The organism is Clostridium cadaveris (assembly GCF_020911725.1).
Taxonomy (GTDB): Bacteria; Bacillota; Clostridia; order Clostridiales; family Clostridiaceae; genus Clostridium_X; species Clostridium_X cadaveris.
This window is the reverse complement of sequence record NZ_CP076620.1, coordinates 3481272-3497056: the sequence shown is the minus strand read 5'-3', so window position 1 is coordinate 3497056 and position 15785 is coordinate 3481272. Positions and strand designations below refer to the sequence as shown.

Annotated in this window: 13 protein-coding genes and 1 pseudogene; 12 read left to right on the top strand and 2 right to left on the bottom strand. The window is 31.2% G+C overall.

The genetic code is table 11. The annotated features are described in order from the left end of the window. Window positions 1-42 precede the first annotated feature (42 nt). The 10 genes and pseudogenes from KQH81_RS16870 to KQH81_RS16825 all read left to right on the top strand — a co-directional run. Window positions 43-399: pseudogene (locus KQH81_RS16870) on the top strand (hypothetical protein); the annotation flags it as partial. A gap of 162 nt (window positions 400-561) precedes the next feature. After that, complete coding sequence (locus KQH81_RS16865; protein ID WP_027639286.1) at window positions 562-1194, top strand: cysteine hydrolase; 633 nt, start codon at window positions 562-564, stop codon at window positions 1192-1194. A gap of 80 nt (window positions 1195-1274) precedes the next feature. Then, the gene (locus KQH81_RS16860) at window positions 1275-1700 is read left to right on the top strand and encodes a helix-turn-helix domain-containing protein (RefSeq protein WP_099336510.1); all 426 of its coding nucleotides are present in this window, start codon (window positions 1275-1277) and stop codon (window positions 1698-1700) included. 199 nt (window positions 1701-1899) lie between these two features. Continuing rightward, window positions 1900-4233, top strand: a complete 2334-nt coding sequence (locus tag KQH81_RS16855; protein WP_230028526.1) for an MGH1-like glycoside hydrolase domain-containing protein — start codon at window positions 1900-1902, stop codon at window positions 4231-4233. A gap of 167 nt (window positions 4234-4400) precedes the next feature. Continuing rightward, entirely contained in the window at window positions 4401-4967 is a 567-nt protein-coding gene (locus tag KQH81_RS16850) for a biotin transporter BioY (protein ID WP_099336508.1), read from the top strand. Continuing rightward, entirely contained in the window at window positions 4951-5907 is a 957-nt protein-coding gene (gene bioB, locus KQH81_RS16845; RefSeq protein ID WP_099336507.1) for a biotin synthase BioB, read from the top strand. Before KQH81_RS16850 ends, bioB begins: the two co-directional genes overlap by 17 nt. Window position 5908: 1 nt before the next feature. After that, window positions 5909-6592 (top strand): dethiobiotin synthase, encoded by a 684-nt coding sequence (bioD, locus tag KQH81_RS16840; protein ID WP_099336506.1) that lies wholly within the window; start codon window positions 5909-5911, stop codon window positions 6590-6592. 187 nt (window positions 6593-6779) lie between these two features. Further along, complete coding sequence (locus KQH81_RS16835) at window positions 6780-7811, top strand: transcriptional regulator (protein ID WP_074845696.1); 1032 nt, start codon at window positions 6780-6782, stop codon at window positions 7809-7811. 80 nt (window positions 7812-7891) lie between these two features. Further along, window positions 7892-9982, top strand: a complete 2091-nt coding sequence (locus KQH81_RS16830) for an SPFH domain-containing protein (protein ID WP_099336505.1) — start codon at window positions 7892-7894, stop codon at window positions 9980-9982. 131 nt (window positions 9983-10113) lie between these two features. Continuing rightward, complete coding sequence (locus tag KQH81_RS16825) at window positions 10114-11091, top strand: diaminopimelate dehydrogenase (protein ID WP_099336504.1); 978 nt, start codon at window positions 10114-10116, stop codon at window positions 11089-11091. A 99-nt stretch (window positions 11092-11190) separates the two neighbouring features. On the opposite strand, the gene KQH81_RS16820 is transcribed toward KQH81_RS16825, so the two are convergent. Next, window positions 11191-12207: a CshA/CshB family fibrillar adhesin-related protein gene (locus KQH81_RS16820; RefSeq protein WP_099336503.1), complete on the bottom strand. Its 1017-nt coding sequence runs from the start codon at window positions 12205-12207 to the stop codon at window positions 11191-11193. A gap of 99 nt (window positions 12208-12306) precedes the next feature. Beyond that, on the bottom strand, window positions 12307-13314 hold the full coding sequence (locus KQH81_RS16815) for a CshA/CshB family fibrillar adhesin-related protein (protein WP_051196288.1): 1008 nt from the start codon (window positions 13312-13314) through the stop codon (window positions 12307-12309). A gap of 248 nt (window positions 13315-13562) precedes the next feature. On the opposite strand from KQH81_RS16815, the gene KQH81_RS16810 reads away from it, so the two are divergent. Together KQH81_RS16810 and KQH81_RS16805 are read left to right on the top strand one after the other, a co-directional pair. Next, a complete protein-coding gene (locus tag KQH81_RS16810; RefSeq protein ID WP_230028524.1) occupies window positions 13563-13901 on the top strand; it encodes a hypothetical protein in 339 nt (112 codons plus the stop codon). Between the two features lie 449 nt (window positions 13902-14350). Then, entirely contained in the window at window positions 14351-15682 is a 1332-nt protein-coding gene (locus KQH81_RS16805; protein ID WP_230028522.1) for an FAD-dependent oxidoreductase, read from the top strand. Window positions 15683-15785 lie beyond the last annotated feature (103 nt).

The following is a 15785-nucleotide window of genomic DNA, read 5'->3' as shown; positions in this document are numbered from 1 at the left end:
TTTTAAGCATATTAACTAAATTATAAATAGTATAGGATGTGACTTAGACATGAAAAAGTATTATATGATTACAAAGATGTGATAAAGAAATTGCCTTTAAAAGATAAATATACAAAGGATGAGCTATTAATAAATGATTTTTTAATGAAGTATGTTTATGAAAACTTTATAGAGGAATTAGAAAGTTTAGATAATCCAAAGGAAGTTTTATTAATACCATTAGGAAAAGCTGTTGAAGAGGTTTTATGTAAATTAAAGGAGCAGGGAATCATAGGAGAAAATCAAATTCTCACAGAATTTCCACATCCATATGGTGCTAATGTTAATAGGCTTATTCAATTTGAACAGAATAAGGAAAATATGATTAAACTTATAGAAGAGTATGCTTCCTTTAAATAGATAGTATGATTTTTAAGCAAAAATTCATTAGAAAAAGAAATTAGGTAACTTAAAGGTTTCTAGAAACTTAAAAGTGCCTAATTGTGAGTTTATTGTTTAGCTATTATTATATAGTCATAGCAAGTGATTTAAGCCTTATAAAAAATTAGGAGAGTGATTTAAATGAAGTTTAACAATAAAGAAACAGCAGTAGTAGTGGTAGATCCACAAAATGAATTTTTACATGAGATGGGTGAAGGTTATAAATTGGCTAAGGATGTTGTTAAAGCTAACAACACTATAGAAAATATGATATCTTTACTTAAAACAGCAAAGGAAAATAGATATAAAGTGTTCGTATCACCACATTATTACTACCCTCACGATTACACATGGAAGTTTGGTAGCAATGGAGAGCATATGATGCATCAAATGAAAATGTTTGAGAGAAAAGGTCCTTCAGAGGCTGTAGAAAAAAATTCAAGAGCAGATATACTTGATGAGTTTAAGCCATATCTTGAAGATGGAGAGACTATAATTGCAAGTCCACATAAAATTTTTGGACCACAGACAAATGATTTAGTATTACAACTAAGAAAGCAGAAGATAGATACAGTAATACTTGTAGGAATGAACTCAAATATATGTATTGAATCACATATGAGAGATTTGGTTGAACAAGGTTTTGAGGTTTATATAGCAAAAGATGCAACAGCAGCACCGGGAGAAGAAGCATATAAGGCAGCTGAAGTTAATTTTGGAATGCTATCAAGCGGATCATTAACAACAGAAGAAGTACTAGAAAGATTAAAATAGATATTGATATTAATAGGCACAGAGTGTACCGACCCCAAAAGTTAGACCAAAAAATCTAACGATTGGAGGTCGGGTTTTTAATGGCGAAATATAGATATGAATTAAAAAAGGAAATTGTTACTGCTTATCTAAATGGTGAAGGTGGCGATATTCACCTTGTTAAGAAATACGGTATTCCTGATAAGGATAAAATCAAGTTGTGGGTGAATAATTACAACTCATTCGGTGATGACGCTTTAATGCGTTCCCGAAAACAAAAAAACTATCCTTTCGAAAAGAAACTTTTTGTTGTAGAATTATACCTATCAAGTGAGATTTCATATAGAGACTTGGCAATCCAAGAAGGTATAACCAATCCAAGCATGATTGTTAACTGGGTTAACCGCTTTCGTGTAGCCGGTCCTGATGCTTTTAGACCTCATAAGAAAGGTCGGAAGAAAATTTTGGATAAGACTAAGACAAATATAAAAAGAGAAGAAACAGTCTCCGAGGAGAATTCAAACTAAAAGACCTTCTCTCATACACTGGTATGCCAAAGGTAACATATATGTATTGGAAAAAACGATTTGATAGAGACAATCCTGATAAGGAAATAAAGGAAAAGATACTTGAAATCTGTAGGAACAACAAGGATTATGGTTATCACTTATTATGACCTTATTATTTACTAATATAGGTATTACAAAAGTGTTGGGGGAAGAGAAGGTGCCAGATATAAAAGACTTTAAAAACATATTAGATGTCAGTGGAAATCCAAAGATACAATTAAATGATGATTATGAAACAAATATAGACAATCCATTTTCAGATATGGGGGCTTGGCATGGATATTATTTACCCAAGAAGGATATGAAAGAGCTATATGGAGGATTTCCTGGCCCATTGATAATTGGAGAAGAGTATCCAATTAATTTATCAAATATATTTAGTAAATTAACTATAATAAATGCATCGAATAATACTAAATATGATTTGTCAAAGGCTAAAACATCATTTGATTTTTACCCAGGTACACTAGTTCAAAGCTATGAGTTTGATGATTTAGTGCTTAATTTAAGGCTTATATTTGCAACTAACAGAACAGCTTTAATTAAGACAGATATAGAAAATAAGGGAGATAAAGATTTAGCATTAAACCTTCAATGGTCAGGAAGCATATTTAATAAATCCCCATATTACACTGCTAAAGATGAAGCAGGTAATAAATCTTATGATTTAAATTTAACATTAAAGGAAGAAGATAATGGTGTGGAGGTTAACTTTAAAAATATAAGGTCAACATGGGGATTTTTCTCTACTAATGAGACTAAGTTTGTAAGCAACCATGATAGAAAAACGCAAACAACTATAAATGGAGATTCATACATTACAAAACTTGTTGAAGAAGTTAAAATAGGTCCTAAAGAACACTTTAAAACCTATTCTACAGATACATATGCCTTTACAGAAGATGAACTTGAAAAAGAAGAAGATAAAGTTGAGGAATTATTAAAGAATGGAGACTCATATTTTACTAAAAACCAAGAGCGTTGGCAGAATTATTTAGCCAATACGTTTAAGGATTTAGATAAAACTGTAGATAATAAATATAGAAATGCTGCAGTAAAATCAATGATAACTTTAACAACTAACTGGCGAAGTGCTGCAGGTTCATTTAAACATGATGGAGTGATCCCATCTTTATCCTATAAATGGTTTGTAGGATTTTGGGCATGGGATTCATGGAAACAGGCTGTAGCTACATCTCATTTTGATGGTGAATTGGCAAAAAACAATATAAGAGCTTTATTTGATTATCAGATAAAAGAAGATGACAATGTAAGACCTCAGGATGCAGGAGCAATAATAGATGCAGTATTTTATAATAAAGATGAGGCTAGAGGCGGAGATGGTGGCAACTGGAATGAAAGAAATTCAAAACCTGCTCTAGCAGCATGGTCTGTGTGGAATGTTTATAAAGCTACAGGAGATAAAGAATTTCTTAAAGAGATGTATCCAAAATTGGTTAAATATCATGACTGGTGGTATTCAAATAGAGATCATGATGGCAATGGTGTAGCTGAATATGGCGGAATGGTTCATGATTTAAATAATAGTGAAGAAGAAATAATCTTAGCGGCTGCTTGGGAAAGTGGAATGGATAATGCCACTAGATTTGATAAGGAAGGTCAAGGAGAAGGAGATATAGGAGTAAAAATCTTTGAAAATAAAAATAAAGATGGAAAAATTGTAGGATACTCAATTAATCAGGAGTCTGTTGACCTTAATGCTTATCTATATGCAGAAAAGGGATTTTTAAAATCCATGGCTGATGAATTAGGATATAAGAAAGACAGTAAAAAATATGATGAGAGTGCTAAAAAGCTACAAAGTTATGTAAATGATAATATGTATGATAAAGAAACTGGATTTTATTATGATTTACAAATCAATGAAGATGGAAGTCAGAAAAAACTTCTTGTAAATAGAGGAAAAGGAACTGAAGGATGGATACCACTATGGGCAAAAATGGCTGAGAAGGACCAAGCAGATGGTGTCAAAGACAATATGATGAATCCAGATGTATTCAATACATTTGTACCTCTACCAACTGCAGCAAAGGATAATCCTAAGTTTAATCCCAATAAATATTGGAGAGGACCAGTTTGGTTGGATCAAGCATTATATGGAGTAGAGGCTTTACAGAATTATGGATATTATGATGATGCATTGGAACTTTCAAAAAAATTATTTGATAATGCTGAAGGATTAACTGCGGATGGCCCTATAAGGGAAAACTATAACTCTGAAACAGGAAAGGGGCTCCATACAAAGAATTTCAGCTGGTCAGCATTAAGTTATTATTTAATGTATAGAAATACTTTAACTCGAGATGTAACAACTTCACAAACGTCTTTAGGAGAATTAAATTCTGAAGATAAAACTATTTATAGTGAAAATAACATATCTACAAAGATATTAATAGGTGGAGTAGCCATATTAGCAATAGGTGGATTGTTCATTTATTTAAACAAGAAAAATAAACAATCTAAGATATAAATTTAAAGGTCTGTATCAAAATGATTCTAAGAATCATCTTTGGTACAGACTTCTTTATTTTTATAGGCAATTCTAAAATTACAGCTTATTGTAAACTTAATTTTAAAAATTGGTTGACAATAATAAGCCGATATAATATTATAAAATAAATTGGGGGAGGATAAAAAATGGAGAATACAAAAACTACAATAATGATCAGATGTGCGTTATTTACGGCTCTTATAGCGATAGGGGCGTTTATTCAAGTACCGGTTCCTTATTTAGATTATTTTACGCTACAATTTTTGTTTGTGATTTTATCTGGAATGATATTAGGACCTAAATATGGAGCTATTTCTGTTGTAATTTATGTTTTAATGGGACTCATGGGAATACCTATATTTGCTGCAGGAGGAGGTATTCAATATATCTTTAGACCAAGCTTTGGTTATTTATTAGGTTTTATAGCAGCAGCTTTCACAGTTGGAATAGTAGCAAAGAATATTAAGGCTAATAAATTTTCAAAGTATCTAATAGCAGCATTTTCAGGATTTATAGTAACTTATGCTATAGGAATCTTTTATAAATTTATCATATTAAATTTATATTTAGGAACTCCTACAACATTATGGATTATATTTTTATCTTGTTTTCCACTAGATATACCAGGGGATATACTTTTATGTGTCATTGGATCACTTTTAGCAAGTAAAGTAAATTCAATTTTAGGAGTTAAATATGACAAATGTAGATAGGATAAAAAAACAGGTTTTAGAAGGAAAAGTTTTAGAAAAAAAGGATATAATACTCTTATTTAAAGAGGATACTTTTGAATTAGCTAAAGCTGCTGATGAAATAAGAAAAACCTTTTGTGGCAATAAATTTAGCATTTGCACAATTATCAATGGAAAGAGCGGAAGATGTAGTGAAAATTGCAAGTACTGTGCTCAGTCTATTTATTTTAAAACCAATATAGAAGAATATGATTTATTGAGTCAAGATACTATTAAAAACAGTGCAAAATCCAACTATAAACAAGGAGTACATAAATTTTCTATAGTTACATCTGGAAAGAGAATGAGTGCAGAAAATATAGATAATTTATGTGATATATATAAAAGTATACATAGCGATATTCCTATAGAGCTTTGTGCATCTCATGGACTTTTAGGGTATGAAGAATTGAAAAAATTAAAAGAGGCAGGTGTTATTCGATACCATAATAATTTAGAAACATCAAAGAATTACTTTAAAAATATATGTACAACCCATACCTTTGATGAAAAGATAGAGACAATAAAGAATGCAAAGCTGGCAGGACTTGAGGTATGTAGTGGAGGAATTATTGGATTAGGTGAGAATATGGAGGATAGAATGGATATGGCATTTACCCTTAGAGAACTAGAGGTAAATAGTGTTCCTATAAACATACTAAATCCAATTAAGGGAACCCCATTAGAAAATCAAACGCTATTATCTTATGAGGAAATAATAAAAACTATATCTTTAATTAGATTCATTCTTCCAAAAGCTGAAATCAGGCTTGCGGGTGGACGAGCACTATTATTAGATAAAGGTTTTGATGCTTTAAAAAGTGGAATAAACGCATGTATTTCAGGGGACATGCTGACAACTTCAGGGATAAAAACAGAAGAAGATATTGAAATGATAAGAAAATTAGGGTTCGAGGTGTAATATGAGCAAAGGGATTTTTATTACAGCTACTGGAACAGATGTAGGAAAAACCTATATTTCGTCTCTGATAATAAGCAAATTAAGAAAAGCAGGTATTAATTGTGGCTATTATAAAGCAGCGCTTAGTGGGGCAGAAGAGATTAATGGAAAGCTGATTCCAGGTGATGCCTCATATGTATATGAAAAAGCGAATATTCCTGGAGACCCAAATAAATCGGTAAGTTATATATTTGAAGAGGCTGTATCACCTCATTTAGCGGCTAGACTTAATAGAGAAGAGGTAAGATTAAATAAGATTAAAGCTGATTTTAATAGAATAAAAAGTGAATGCGATTATGTAGTAGTGGAGGGGTCAGGTGGAATCATATGTCCATTATATAAAGGAAAAAAGACTATCATGCTTACTGATGTAATAAAGGAATTTAATTTATCAACCATAGTAGTAGCAGATTCAGGTTTAGGAAGTATAAATGCAACTTTATTGACTATGGAATATATTAAGAGTCAAAATATAAAAGTTAATGCTTTAGTTTTAAATAGATATAACGATGATGATATCATCCATAGAGATAATAAAAAGTATTTTAAAGATACCCTAAGTATTCCGATTTATATATGTAAAGATAATCATGGAAATCTTAATATAGACAGTGAAAAGATTATGGATTTATGCACAGAAATTTAAAATAGCTAGAACATCTTTTAATTATATATTTTAAGAGGTTCTAGCTATAACATTTTGTCTGAAGGTTAGAGGTCAATCTATTCAACTATGGGTTGAATCCTATCAACGCTTCGGTTATTGAATAATAGAAATGTCTATATGATAATAAGATTATGGTCGACCAAATAATTTTGAAAAGGTGACGGTAATGAAGATAGAGATAGGAAAGATGATAAAGAAATTAAGACTAAAGAGAAGCGTGACTCAAGAAGAATTAGCTTTAAAAATGGGAGTATCTTGTCAGGCAGTTTCTAAATGGGAAAACGGAATTACTGCTCCAGATTTAGCATTGCTTCCAGAGCTTGCTGTATATTTTGGAGTAACGATAGATGAACTTTTTGAAATGACGGATGAATCCCATCTAGAGAGGATTCAAAACATGATAATAGATGAGAGGATGCTTAGTGAATATGATTTTAACTACGCTAACCAATTTTTGTTAGATAAGATAAATGAAGGAGGGAATGAAGCTGTATATTTTAGAACTTTAGCTGATTTATATGCTCATAGAGCAGAGGAATATAAGTATTTAGCATCAAACTACGTTAAGAAAGCCATTGAGCTTGATCCAGAGAACAAAGATAGCCATGCTATTTTAAACTGTGTTTTGAATGGTATCATTCCTGACTGGAATGTATCAAATCATCATGAGCTAATAGACTATTATAAAGAATTCCTAGAAAAGAATCCTAACTATGCTAGAGGATATCTGTGGCTTTTAGATTCACTTATTGAGGATGGAAGAACTGAAGAGGCAAGAGTTTATCTAGGAAAAATGAGAAAAGTTGAAGATGATTTGCGTGTACCATTGTATATGGGACTTATCTTGAAAGAAGAATGTAAATTAGAAGAAGCTGAAAAAGTTTGGAATGAAATGTTGGAAAGATATTCTGAGAACTGGTTATCAAGTGCTTCTTATGCTGATTGCATGGTAAAGCTTTGTAGATATGATGATGCTATAGAATATTATAAAAGAGCATTTGAACTTCAGCCAAAGCCTAGATATACAGATGCTTTTGAAGCCATAGCACACATTGAGGAAATAAGAGGCAACTATGATGAAGCTATCAAAGCTAGAGAAAGTCAAATAAAGTTATTGAAAGAGGAATGGAATATATATTTAGGAGAAACAGTAGATTTTCCGAAAAGAGAAATAGAAAGGCTCAGAAATTTAAAATAATCAGTATACTGAAAATTCATCGGGAATATATATAAATTAACAGTTTTTCTGTTTAATCTATATCATAAGGAGATGGATCTATGAGCGGTATTGGACAATATGTTTTTCCTGTGATTATGGTTATTCTAGGCATAATAGCTTTATATCTTTTGATATTTAAAGTGTTTGGATTAACCATAATTGGTACAAATGAAGTAGGAGTTGTAGAAAAATGGTGGTCGCCAAAAGGAAACTTAAAAGATGGTAAATTTATAGCCTTGAATGGAGAAGCAGGATTTCAGCCAGATGTATTGAGGACTGGTATACACTTCAAATCACGTTTGTTATATAAAATTATAAAAAGTCCTTTAGTAACTATTTCTCAAGGTCAGATTGGATATGTATTTTCAAGAGATGGAGAAGCATTAGGTGAGACTCAAACATTAGGACGAGTTGTTGAATGTTCAAACTATCAAGATACTAGAGCATTTTTAGCTAATGGGGGACAAAAGGGTCCTCAAAGGACTATCCTTAGAGAGGGAACTTATGCATTTAATTTAAGCATCTTTATAATACTTACAGAGGCCACAAATTACTATATCAATATTGGAGACAAACTTGAGATAGATCAAATTTCAAGAATGGCAGATGATTTGAGAACTCAAAAGGGATTTAGACCAGTAGTCATTAAAGAAGGAAGCAAGAATTCAGCAGGAGAAAGCATAAAAGATCCAATGGGTATAATTACAGTTCAAGATGGCCCATCACTATCCAATGGTGAAATAATAGCACCAGTAGTGGGGGATGACCCTAATGACCAAGAAACCTATCATAATAATTTCCAAAATCCTGAAGCATTTTTGAAGGCTGGAGGATATAGAGGAAAGCAGTATCAAGTAATAAGTGATGGTACTTATTTCATTAATAGATTGTTTGCAAGCGTAGATATAATTCCTAAGACTATAATTCCTGTAGGATTTGCAGGGGTCGTGAACTCATTCGTAGGAAAGAAAGGTGAAGACGTATCAGGAAGCAGTTATACTCATGGAGAGTTAGTTGAAGAAGGGTGTAAAGGAATATGGGTAAATCCTTTGAAACCAGGTAAATATGCGTACAACCTTTCAGCAGGAATATTGACACAAGTTCCAACTACAAACTTTATACTAAAATGGGTTCAAGCAGAAGTGGGTGGACATAAATATGATGAGAACCTTAAAGAAGTAACATTAATAACCATGGATGCATTTGAACCAACACTTCCGCTATCTGTTGTCGTTCATATAGACTACAAGAAAGCACCTCTTGTAATTCAAAGATTCGGAGATATAAAAAGACTTGTAGATCAGACTCTTGATCCTATGGTTTCTTCATATTTCAAAAATATTGCCCAGAAAATGACGCTTATAGAACTTATTCAAAATCGTTCAGAAATACAAAAACAATCTACCGAAGAGATGAAATCAAAATTCCAAAACTACAATCTAGAACTTGAAGAAGTGCTTATTGGAACTCCTTCACCTAATGGGGATAAAAAGATTGAAGAAATTCTTAAGCAGCTAAGTGATAGACAGCTTGCTAAAGAAAAAATAGAAACTTATAGTAGTCAGATGAGGGCTAGTGAAAAGGAAAAGGAACTAAAGGAATTCCAAGCAAAAGCAGAGCAGCAATCTGAATTGACCAAGTCTTCTATAAATATAAATATTCAGGATAATATAGGTAGAGCAGAACTTCAAAAAGCAAGGCAGGATGCTGAAAAGCAAAAGACACTTGCCGATGCAGAAGCATACAAGGTTAAGAGACTTGCTGAGGCAGAAGCGGAAATGAAGGCTAGACTTGGAATAGCAGAGGCTATAGCAATTAAGGAACAGGTTAATGCTTATGGCGGTCCTCAATACCAAGTTATCCAAGATGTAATGAGCAAATTTACAGAGGCTATAAGGGATGGCAAGATTAATATAGTTCCTAATAACGTAGTTACTATGGGAAGCAGTGATGGCTCTGGTAACAATGTTAATGCTGTAGAAAGTCTTCTTGCTGTGCTATTATCAGAAAAGCTTGGAGTAGATTTTAAAAATGATAATGAAGAAAGTGATTTTACTAAAAAAATGAAAGAAGACATATACAAAAAGATGAATGAGGAGAATGCTAAAAATAATACAACCATTGAAGTTCCTTTAAACAGTGAAAATTAGCCTTATTGTATTCAAATATGTAAAAAAGTACTACTCACTTTAGAGAAGTACTTTTTTATTTTTAAATAATAAAAATATTAAAATAAATATGATAATATAGTATTAACAAGAAGAAAATGGAGGCACGGAAGATGGAAAATAAAATTAAAATTGGAGTAGTAGGATACGGGAATTTAGGTAGAGGGGTCTTAAAAGCAATAAAAGAACATAATGATATGCAGTTAGAAGCTGTATTTACAAGAAGAGAAGAGGTTTTTCTTGAAGATGGAAGCAAAGCTATACATATCTCTAAAATTAATCAATATAAAAATAAAATTGATGTTATGATACTTTGTGGTGGCTCTGCCACTGATCTTCCACAGCAAGGACCAAACGTTGCAAAGATGTTTAATACTGTAGACAGCTTTGATACTCATGCAAAGATACCTGAGTATTTTGATAGTATGGATAAGGTTTCAAAAGAAGCGGGAACATTAAGCATAATTTCAGTAGGCTGGGATCCAGGTTTGTTTTCATTAAATAGACTAATGGGTCAAGCTATACTTCCACAAGGAAATGATTATACTTTTTGGGGAACAGGAGTAAGCCAAGGCCATTCAGATGCAATAAGAAGAATTGATGGAGTTAAAGATGCAAAGCAATATACCGTACCAAGAGAAAATGCATTAGAAAAAGTTAGAAATGGAGAAAATCCAGAGCTTAAGGATAGGAAAAAACATCTTAGAGTATGCTATGTAGTGATAGAAGAAGGTGCAGATAAATTAAGAATAGAGAACGAAATTAAAACAATGCCTAATTATTTTTCAGATTATGATACAGAGGTTAATTTTATAAGTGAGGGGGAACTAAAAAAGAACCACTCAGGAATGCCTCATGGAGGATTTGTTATAAGAACGGCAATTACAGGTGACGGAAATAAAGAAAAAATGGAGTTTTCTTTATCCTTAGACAGCAATCCAGAATTCACATCAAGTGTATTAGTTGCTTATGCTAGAGCTATAGCTAAAATGCATAAAGAAGGAAGAACCGGAGCATGCACAGTTTTTGATATTCCAATGGCATATCTCTCGCCAAAAACGGGTGAAGAATTAAGAAAAGAGTTGCTATAAGGTGTAATGAATTTAAAGCTTTATATTAATTATAATGTATCATCAAGTTTATTGATGATACATTAATCTAAAATAAAATTATCTAAGACATTGATTTAACTATTTATTATATGCACATAGTTCGTAAGCAAATACTACATTTAAAGTAAAAGGATAATCACAACTACTATCGTATACTTTAAATGATAAAATATCATAGGTTCCAGGTTTCATAGAGCATGAAGCACTTAAAAGAATACCTGAATTTAATAATGTGTATATACCTAGGTTTCCACTTATATAATTTTTGTCAGGATTAAAGTTTTCACCTAAATAAGAAAGTGTAACTAATCCGTGAGATTCCTTTGATTTTATGGGAAAGAATTGATCCTTACCATTAGATACATAGATGATTTTATTAGAGTCAGATACCTTGACATCAGTACAACATGGAATAGTTTGAGGGATTAGTATTCCAAATGCAACTGCTTGTCGTCCACCATTAAATGTAGAACCTAATGTTGCATTAATTTCAGTTGGAGAATGAGTTGATAATATATAAGCTCCTGGTAATATGGCTAAGGAAGGAACACGAATTCCTATTATTTTTACGAAATTTGTATCTAATCCCTTGATAATGGGATAAATTGAAATAGGAGAAACTGCTTTTAGAGAATCTAGTAACTTCCAGCATGATCCATTAGTTTTAAAGTATAGGTATTCTGGAGTTGTATTGTTTATTCCAGCATAAGTGTTTTCTGCATCAGCGGCAATAATTGTATATTTAGATACAGGAAGACCTGATTTGTCTGTTATAGAAATATTACTTAAGCTTATTGGGGCTATACCCTTTGGAATTACTGCTAGGGCACTTTTGTTATTTGGAGAGAGACCCAAATATCCAGTAATACCTAATGGAGCGAAGTCATCTACTGGTATAGATACAGGAGTTACATTAGTAACATTTGAAGTATTAGTCAAATCGAAATTAAGTTTATAACCATTATCAAGGTAATTAGTTAGAGATACAGTTTGGTTAGGCAATAAATTTCCTGTAATTTCATCATAGTTTAACCATCCAATTGTGTTTGATAAAGTTCCAGGACTATTTTCTTTTGCATATTGAACAGATATCATTATATTTACCTCCTAAAGTTTATTTTATTATTTTAATAAATATAAAAAACAAGCTAAGTTCTTACTTAGCTTGTTAAATTTTAAAAACAAAAAATAAAATTAGTTAATTTTATTTTTGCAACACTCACATAATGCATAAGTGAAGACAGCATTTAAAGTAAACGGAGTGTTACAACTGCTATCGTTCACCTTAAATGACAATATGTCGTAGTCCCCTGGATTTAAGTGACATGAAGCACTTAAAAGAATACCTGAATTTAATAAGGTATATTTTCCTAAATTTCCACTTATATAATTTCCATCGGAATTAAAATTTTCGCCTACATAAGAAAGAGTAACTGTACCACAACATTTGTTGGATTTTATTGGGAAAAACTGTTTTTTACCGGGACATACATAAATAATTTTATTATTTGGGGAAACTTCTACATCCAAGTAACAAGAAACATTTTGATTAAACATGATGCCAAAAGCAACTGCTTGTTTTCCTTCAATTGTAGATGTTGATGTAGCAGTAATACTAGTAGGAGATATAGTGGAGAAGATAGGATCTGATGGTGAAGTGCTGCTGGTAGGGATTACTCCAGTAATATTAACCGTATCATTGCCTGTATAAGATATATTAGGACCAAGTTCAAGCGTAGGTGAAATTGGCGAAAGCATATCAATTAAAGACCAATTCCCCTTAGTAGTAATGAAGGATAATTTTTCTACACCTTTATTTGAAGCTAAGGTTTTTTCAGCATCGGCAGCAATTAAACAATAGTTATCTATTTTAATTCCATTTTTATCTGTAACGGTAATTCCAGTTAATGTAATATTCATAGAATTTGAGTTAGTTACAGTTAAAGCAACTTGTCCACCAACATTTAGATAGCCAGTATTACCAAATGGAGCAGTTGCTTCTACTGGGGTAGGACTTGGAGTTATAGTAGATGAATTATTATTAGTTAAAGTAAAATTTATATTATAATTATTATCAGGAGTTGAATTTGTTACTGCAACAGAGCCGTTAGCTGGTATAGTAATACCAGTGAAATCTATCCAACCAATTGTATTAGCAAATGCACCTGAACTATTTGAACTTGAATATTGTAAAGTTGTCATTATTTTTCCTCCTTAGTTTTCATACTATATTATATTTTATAAAGGTATAAAGAGTTACAAAATGATTTATAAGATAGAATATTATAGATTGATTAGAATTAATAAATTTTAGATATATAATTATGTAGAAATACATAAAGTCGATTAGGAACAAAAATTAGTCGTAATTAAGGACACACGGATATTCATTTTGAATATAATATTTACAAAAGAGTTATATAATTTAAAATGAAAGAAGAGTTGTTAATATGGAGAAAAATTTGAGCCATAGATGTATAACTATTCCTTGTAATAGTATAGATATAAGTATAAAAAGAATTGAACCATATTATATATGCCAAAATAGACCATTATTTTTATGTTTAAGGATTAATGATAAATGTTGCATAGAGAACAGAATAAAGATAAATATTTATCCTAAAAAGGGTACGGCTAAGTGGGGATCAGATGGGGTATTAGTCTATATACCGAATAAATGTACTTGGGGATATGATTTTTTTCAAATTATGATACAAGATGAATGTTGTAGAAAAAATATTGAGAATATTTTGATTTATATAAGACCCTTATGCAGACTAGATTGTTAACTGAAGAAATTGATGTGCTGAATATTTTTAGTACATCAATTATTTTTTTGAAAATTATAGGTAAGAGAGAAAAGTATATGGTTTAGTTATAATAAAAAATCCTCATTTAAATGCTATGCTGTTATATAAAATTTTATGTAGATTTATATTAATTATATTTATATGCATGAATTTTTTAAATTAAGTTTATATATGTAATATTTTAAAGGATAATAAACAATACTATTCTATAGCAAGCTATAACATTATGCACTTTTTTATAATTAAGAAAGTGTAGATAAATCATGGTATAAGACAAATAATAAAAATTGTTAACTAATAATTTTTAAATATATTTCAACTTTCCTATATACTTTTTTGGAGTTTGTGATATAATTAACATATGGATAATTGATATCAGATAGTTATTCTTATTATATAAAAATATTTATGAAAAGGGGCGTATATTTATGAAGATAATAGTTGTTGGATGCACACATGCAGGTACTGCAGCAGTAGTAAACTTAAAGGAGCTTCATCCAGATAGCCAGATAACAATATACGAAAAAAATGATAATATTTCATTTTTATCATGTGGAATAGCATTAAATGTTGGAAAAGTTATAGAAGATACAAAGAGCTTATTTTATAACTCACCAGAAAATTTAGCAAAGCTTGGTGTAGTTACAAATATGAAGCATGAAGTACTAGACATAGATTTTGATAAGAAAGTAGTTAAAGTTAAAAATCTTTTAACCGAGCAAATATTTGAAGACAATTATGATAAGTTAGTTCTTACTTTAGGATCATGGCCAATAGTTCCAAGATTTGAAGGTGGAGAGCTTAACAATATAGAATTATGCAAAAATTATGACCATGCTATTACAATAATAGAAAAATCAAAAAATGCAAAAAATGTAATAGTTATAGGTGCTGGATATATAGGCGTTGAATTAGTAGAAGCTTTCGAAATGCAAGGAAAGAATGTAACACTAATTGATGCTGAAAATAGAATAATGGCTAAGTACTTAGATAAAGAATTTACAGATATAGCTGAAAAGGAATTTTCAGATAGAGGAGTAAAGCTTGTTCTAGGTGAAAAAGTCCAAAGGTTTAATGGCGAAAATGGAAATGTAACAGAAGTTGTAACTGAGCATGGAACTTATAAGGGAGACTTAGTTGTATTATGTATAGGCTTTGCACCAAATACTAAGATAGTAAAGGAAAAGTTAGATACTCTTCCAAATGGAGCAATAATCATAGATGAATATATGAGAACAAGCAGAGAAGACGTATTTGCAGCTGGTGACTGTTGTGTTGTAAGATATAATCCAGCAGGAGACAAGAGATACATTCCTTTAGCAACAAACGCAGTAAGAATGGGAACGTTAGTTGCTAAAAACATTGAAAAACCAACACTTAAGTATATGGGTACACAGGGAACTTCAGGCATTAAGATTTATGATCAAAATATAGCATCAACTGGTTTGACAGAAGAAGTAGCAAAAGCTACAACATCAATGAATGTTAAGAGTGTAGCTGTTATAGACAACTACAGACCTGAATTCATGCCAACATTTGAGCCAGCAACAGTGAAGCTTGTATTTGACGCTGATACAAGAAGAGTTATAGGAGGACAGATAATCTCCAAGATAGATTTAACTCAATATATGAATACACTATCGGTAGTTATACAAAATAATATGACTGTTGAAGAACTTGCAATGACAGATTTCTTCTTCCAACCACATTTTAATAAGCCATGGAGTTTATTAAATACTGTAGCTCTAAAGGCACTTTAATAAGATAAAAATTAAGGATATATAAATTTTTAAAATAGCTTCTAGTTTTAAACTGGAGGCTATTTCTTTTAAGTGTATGTCATATAAAAGCAAAACTTAACCT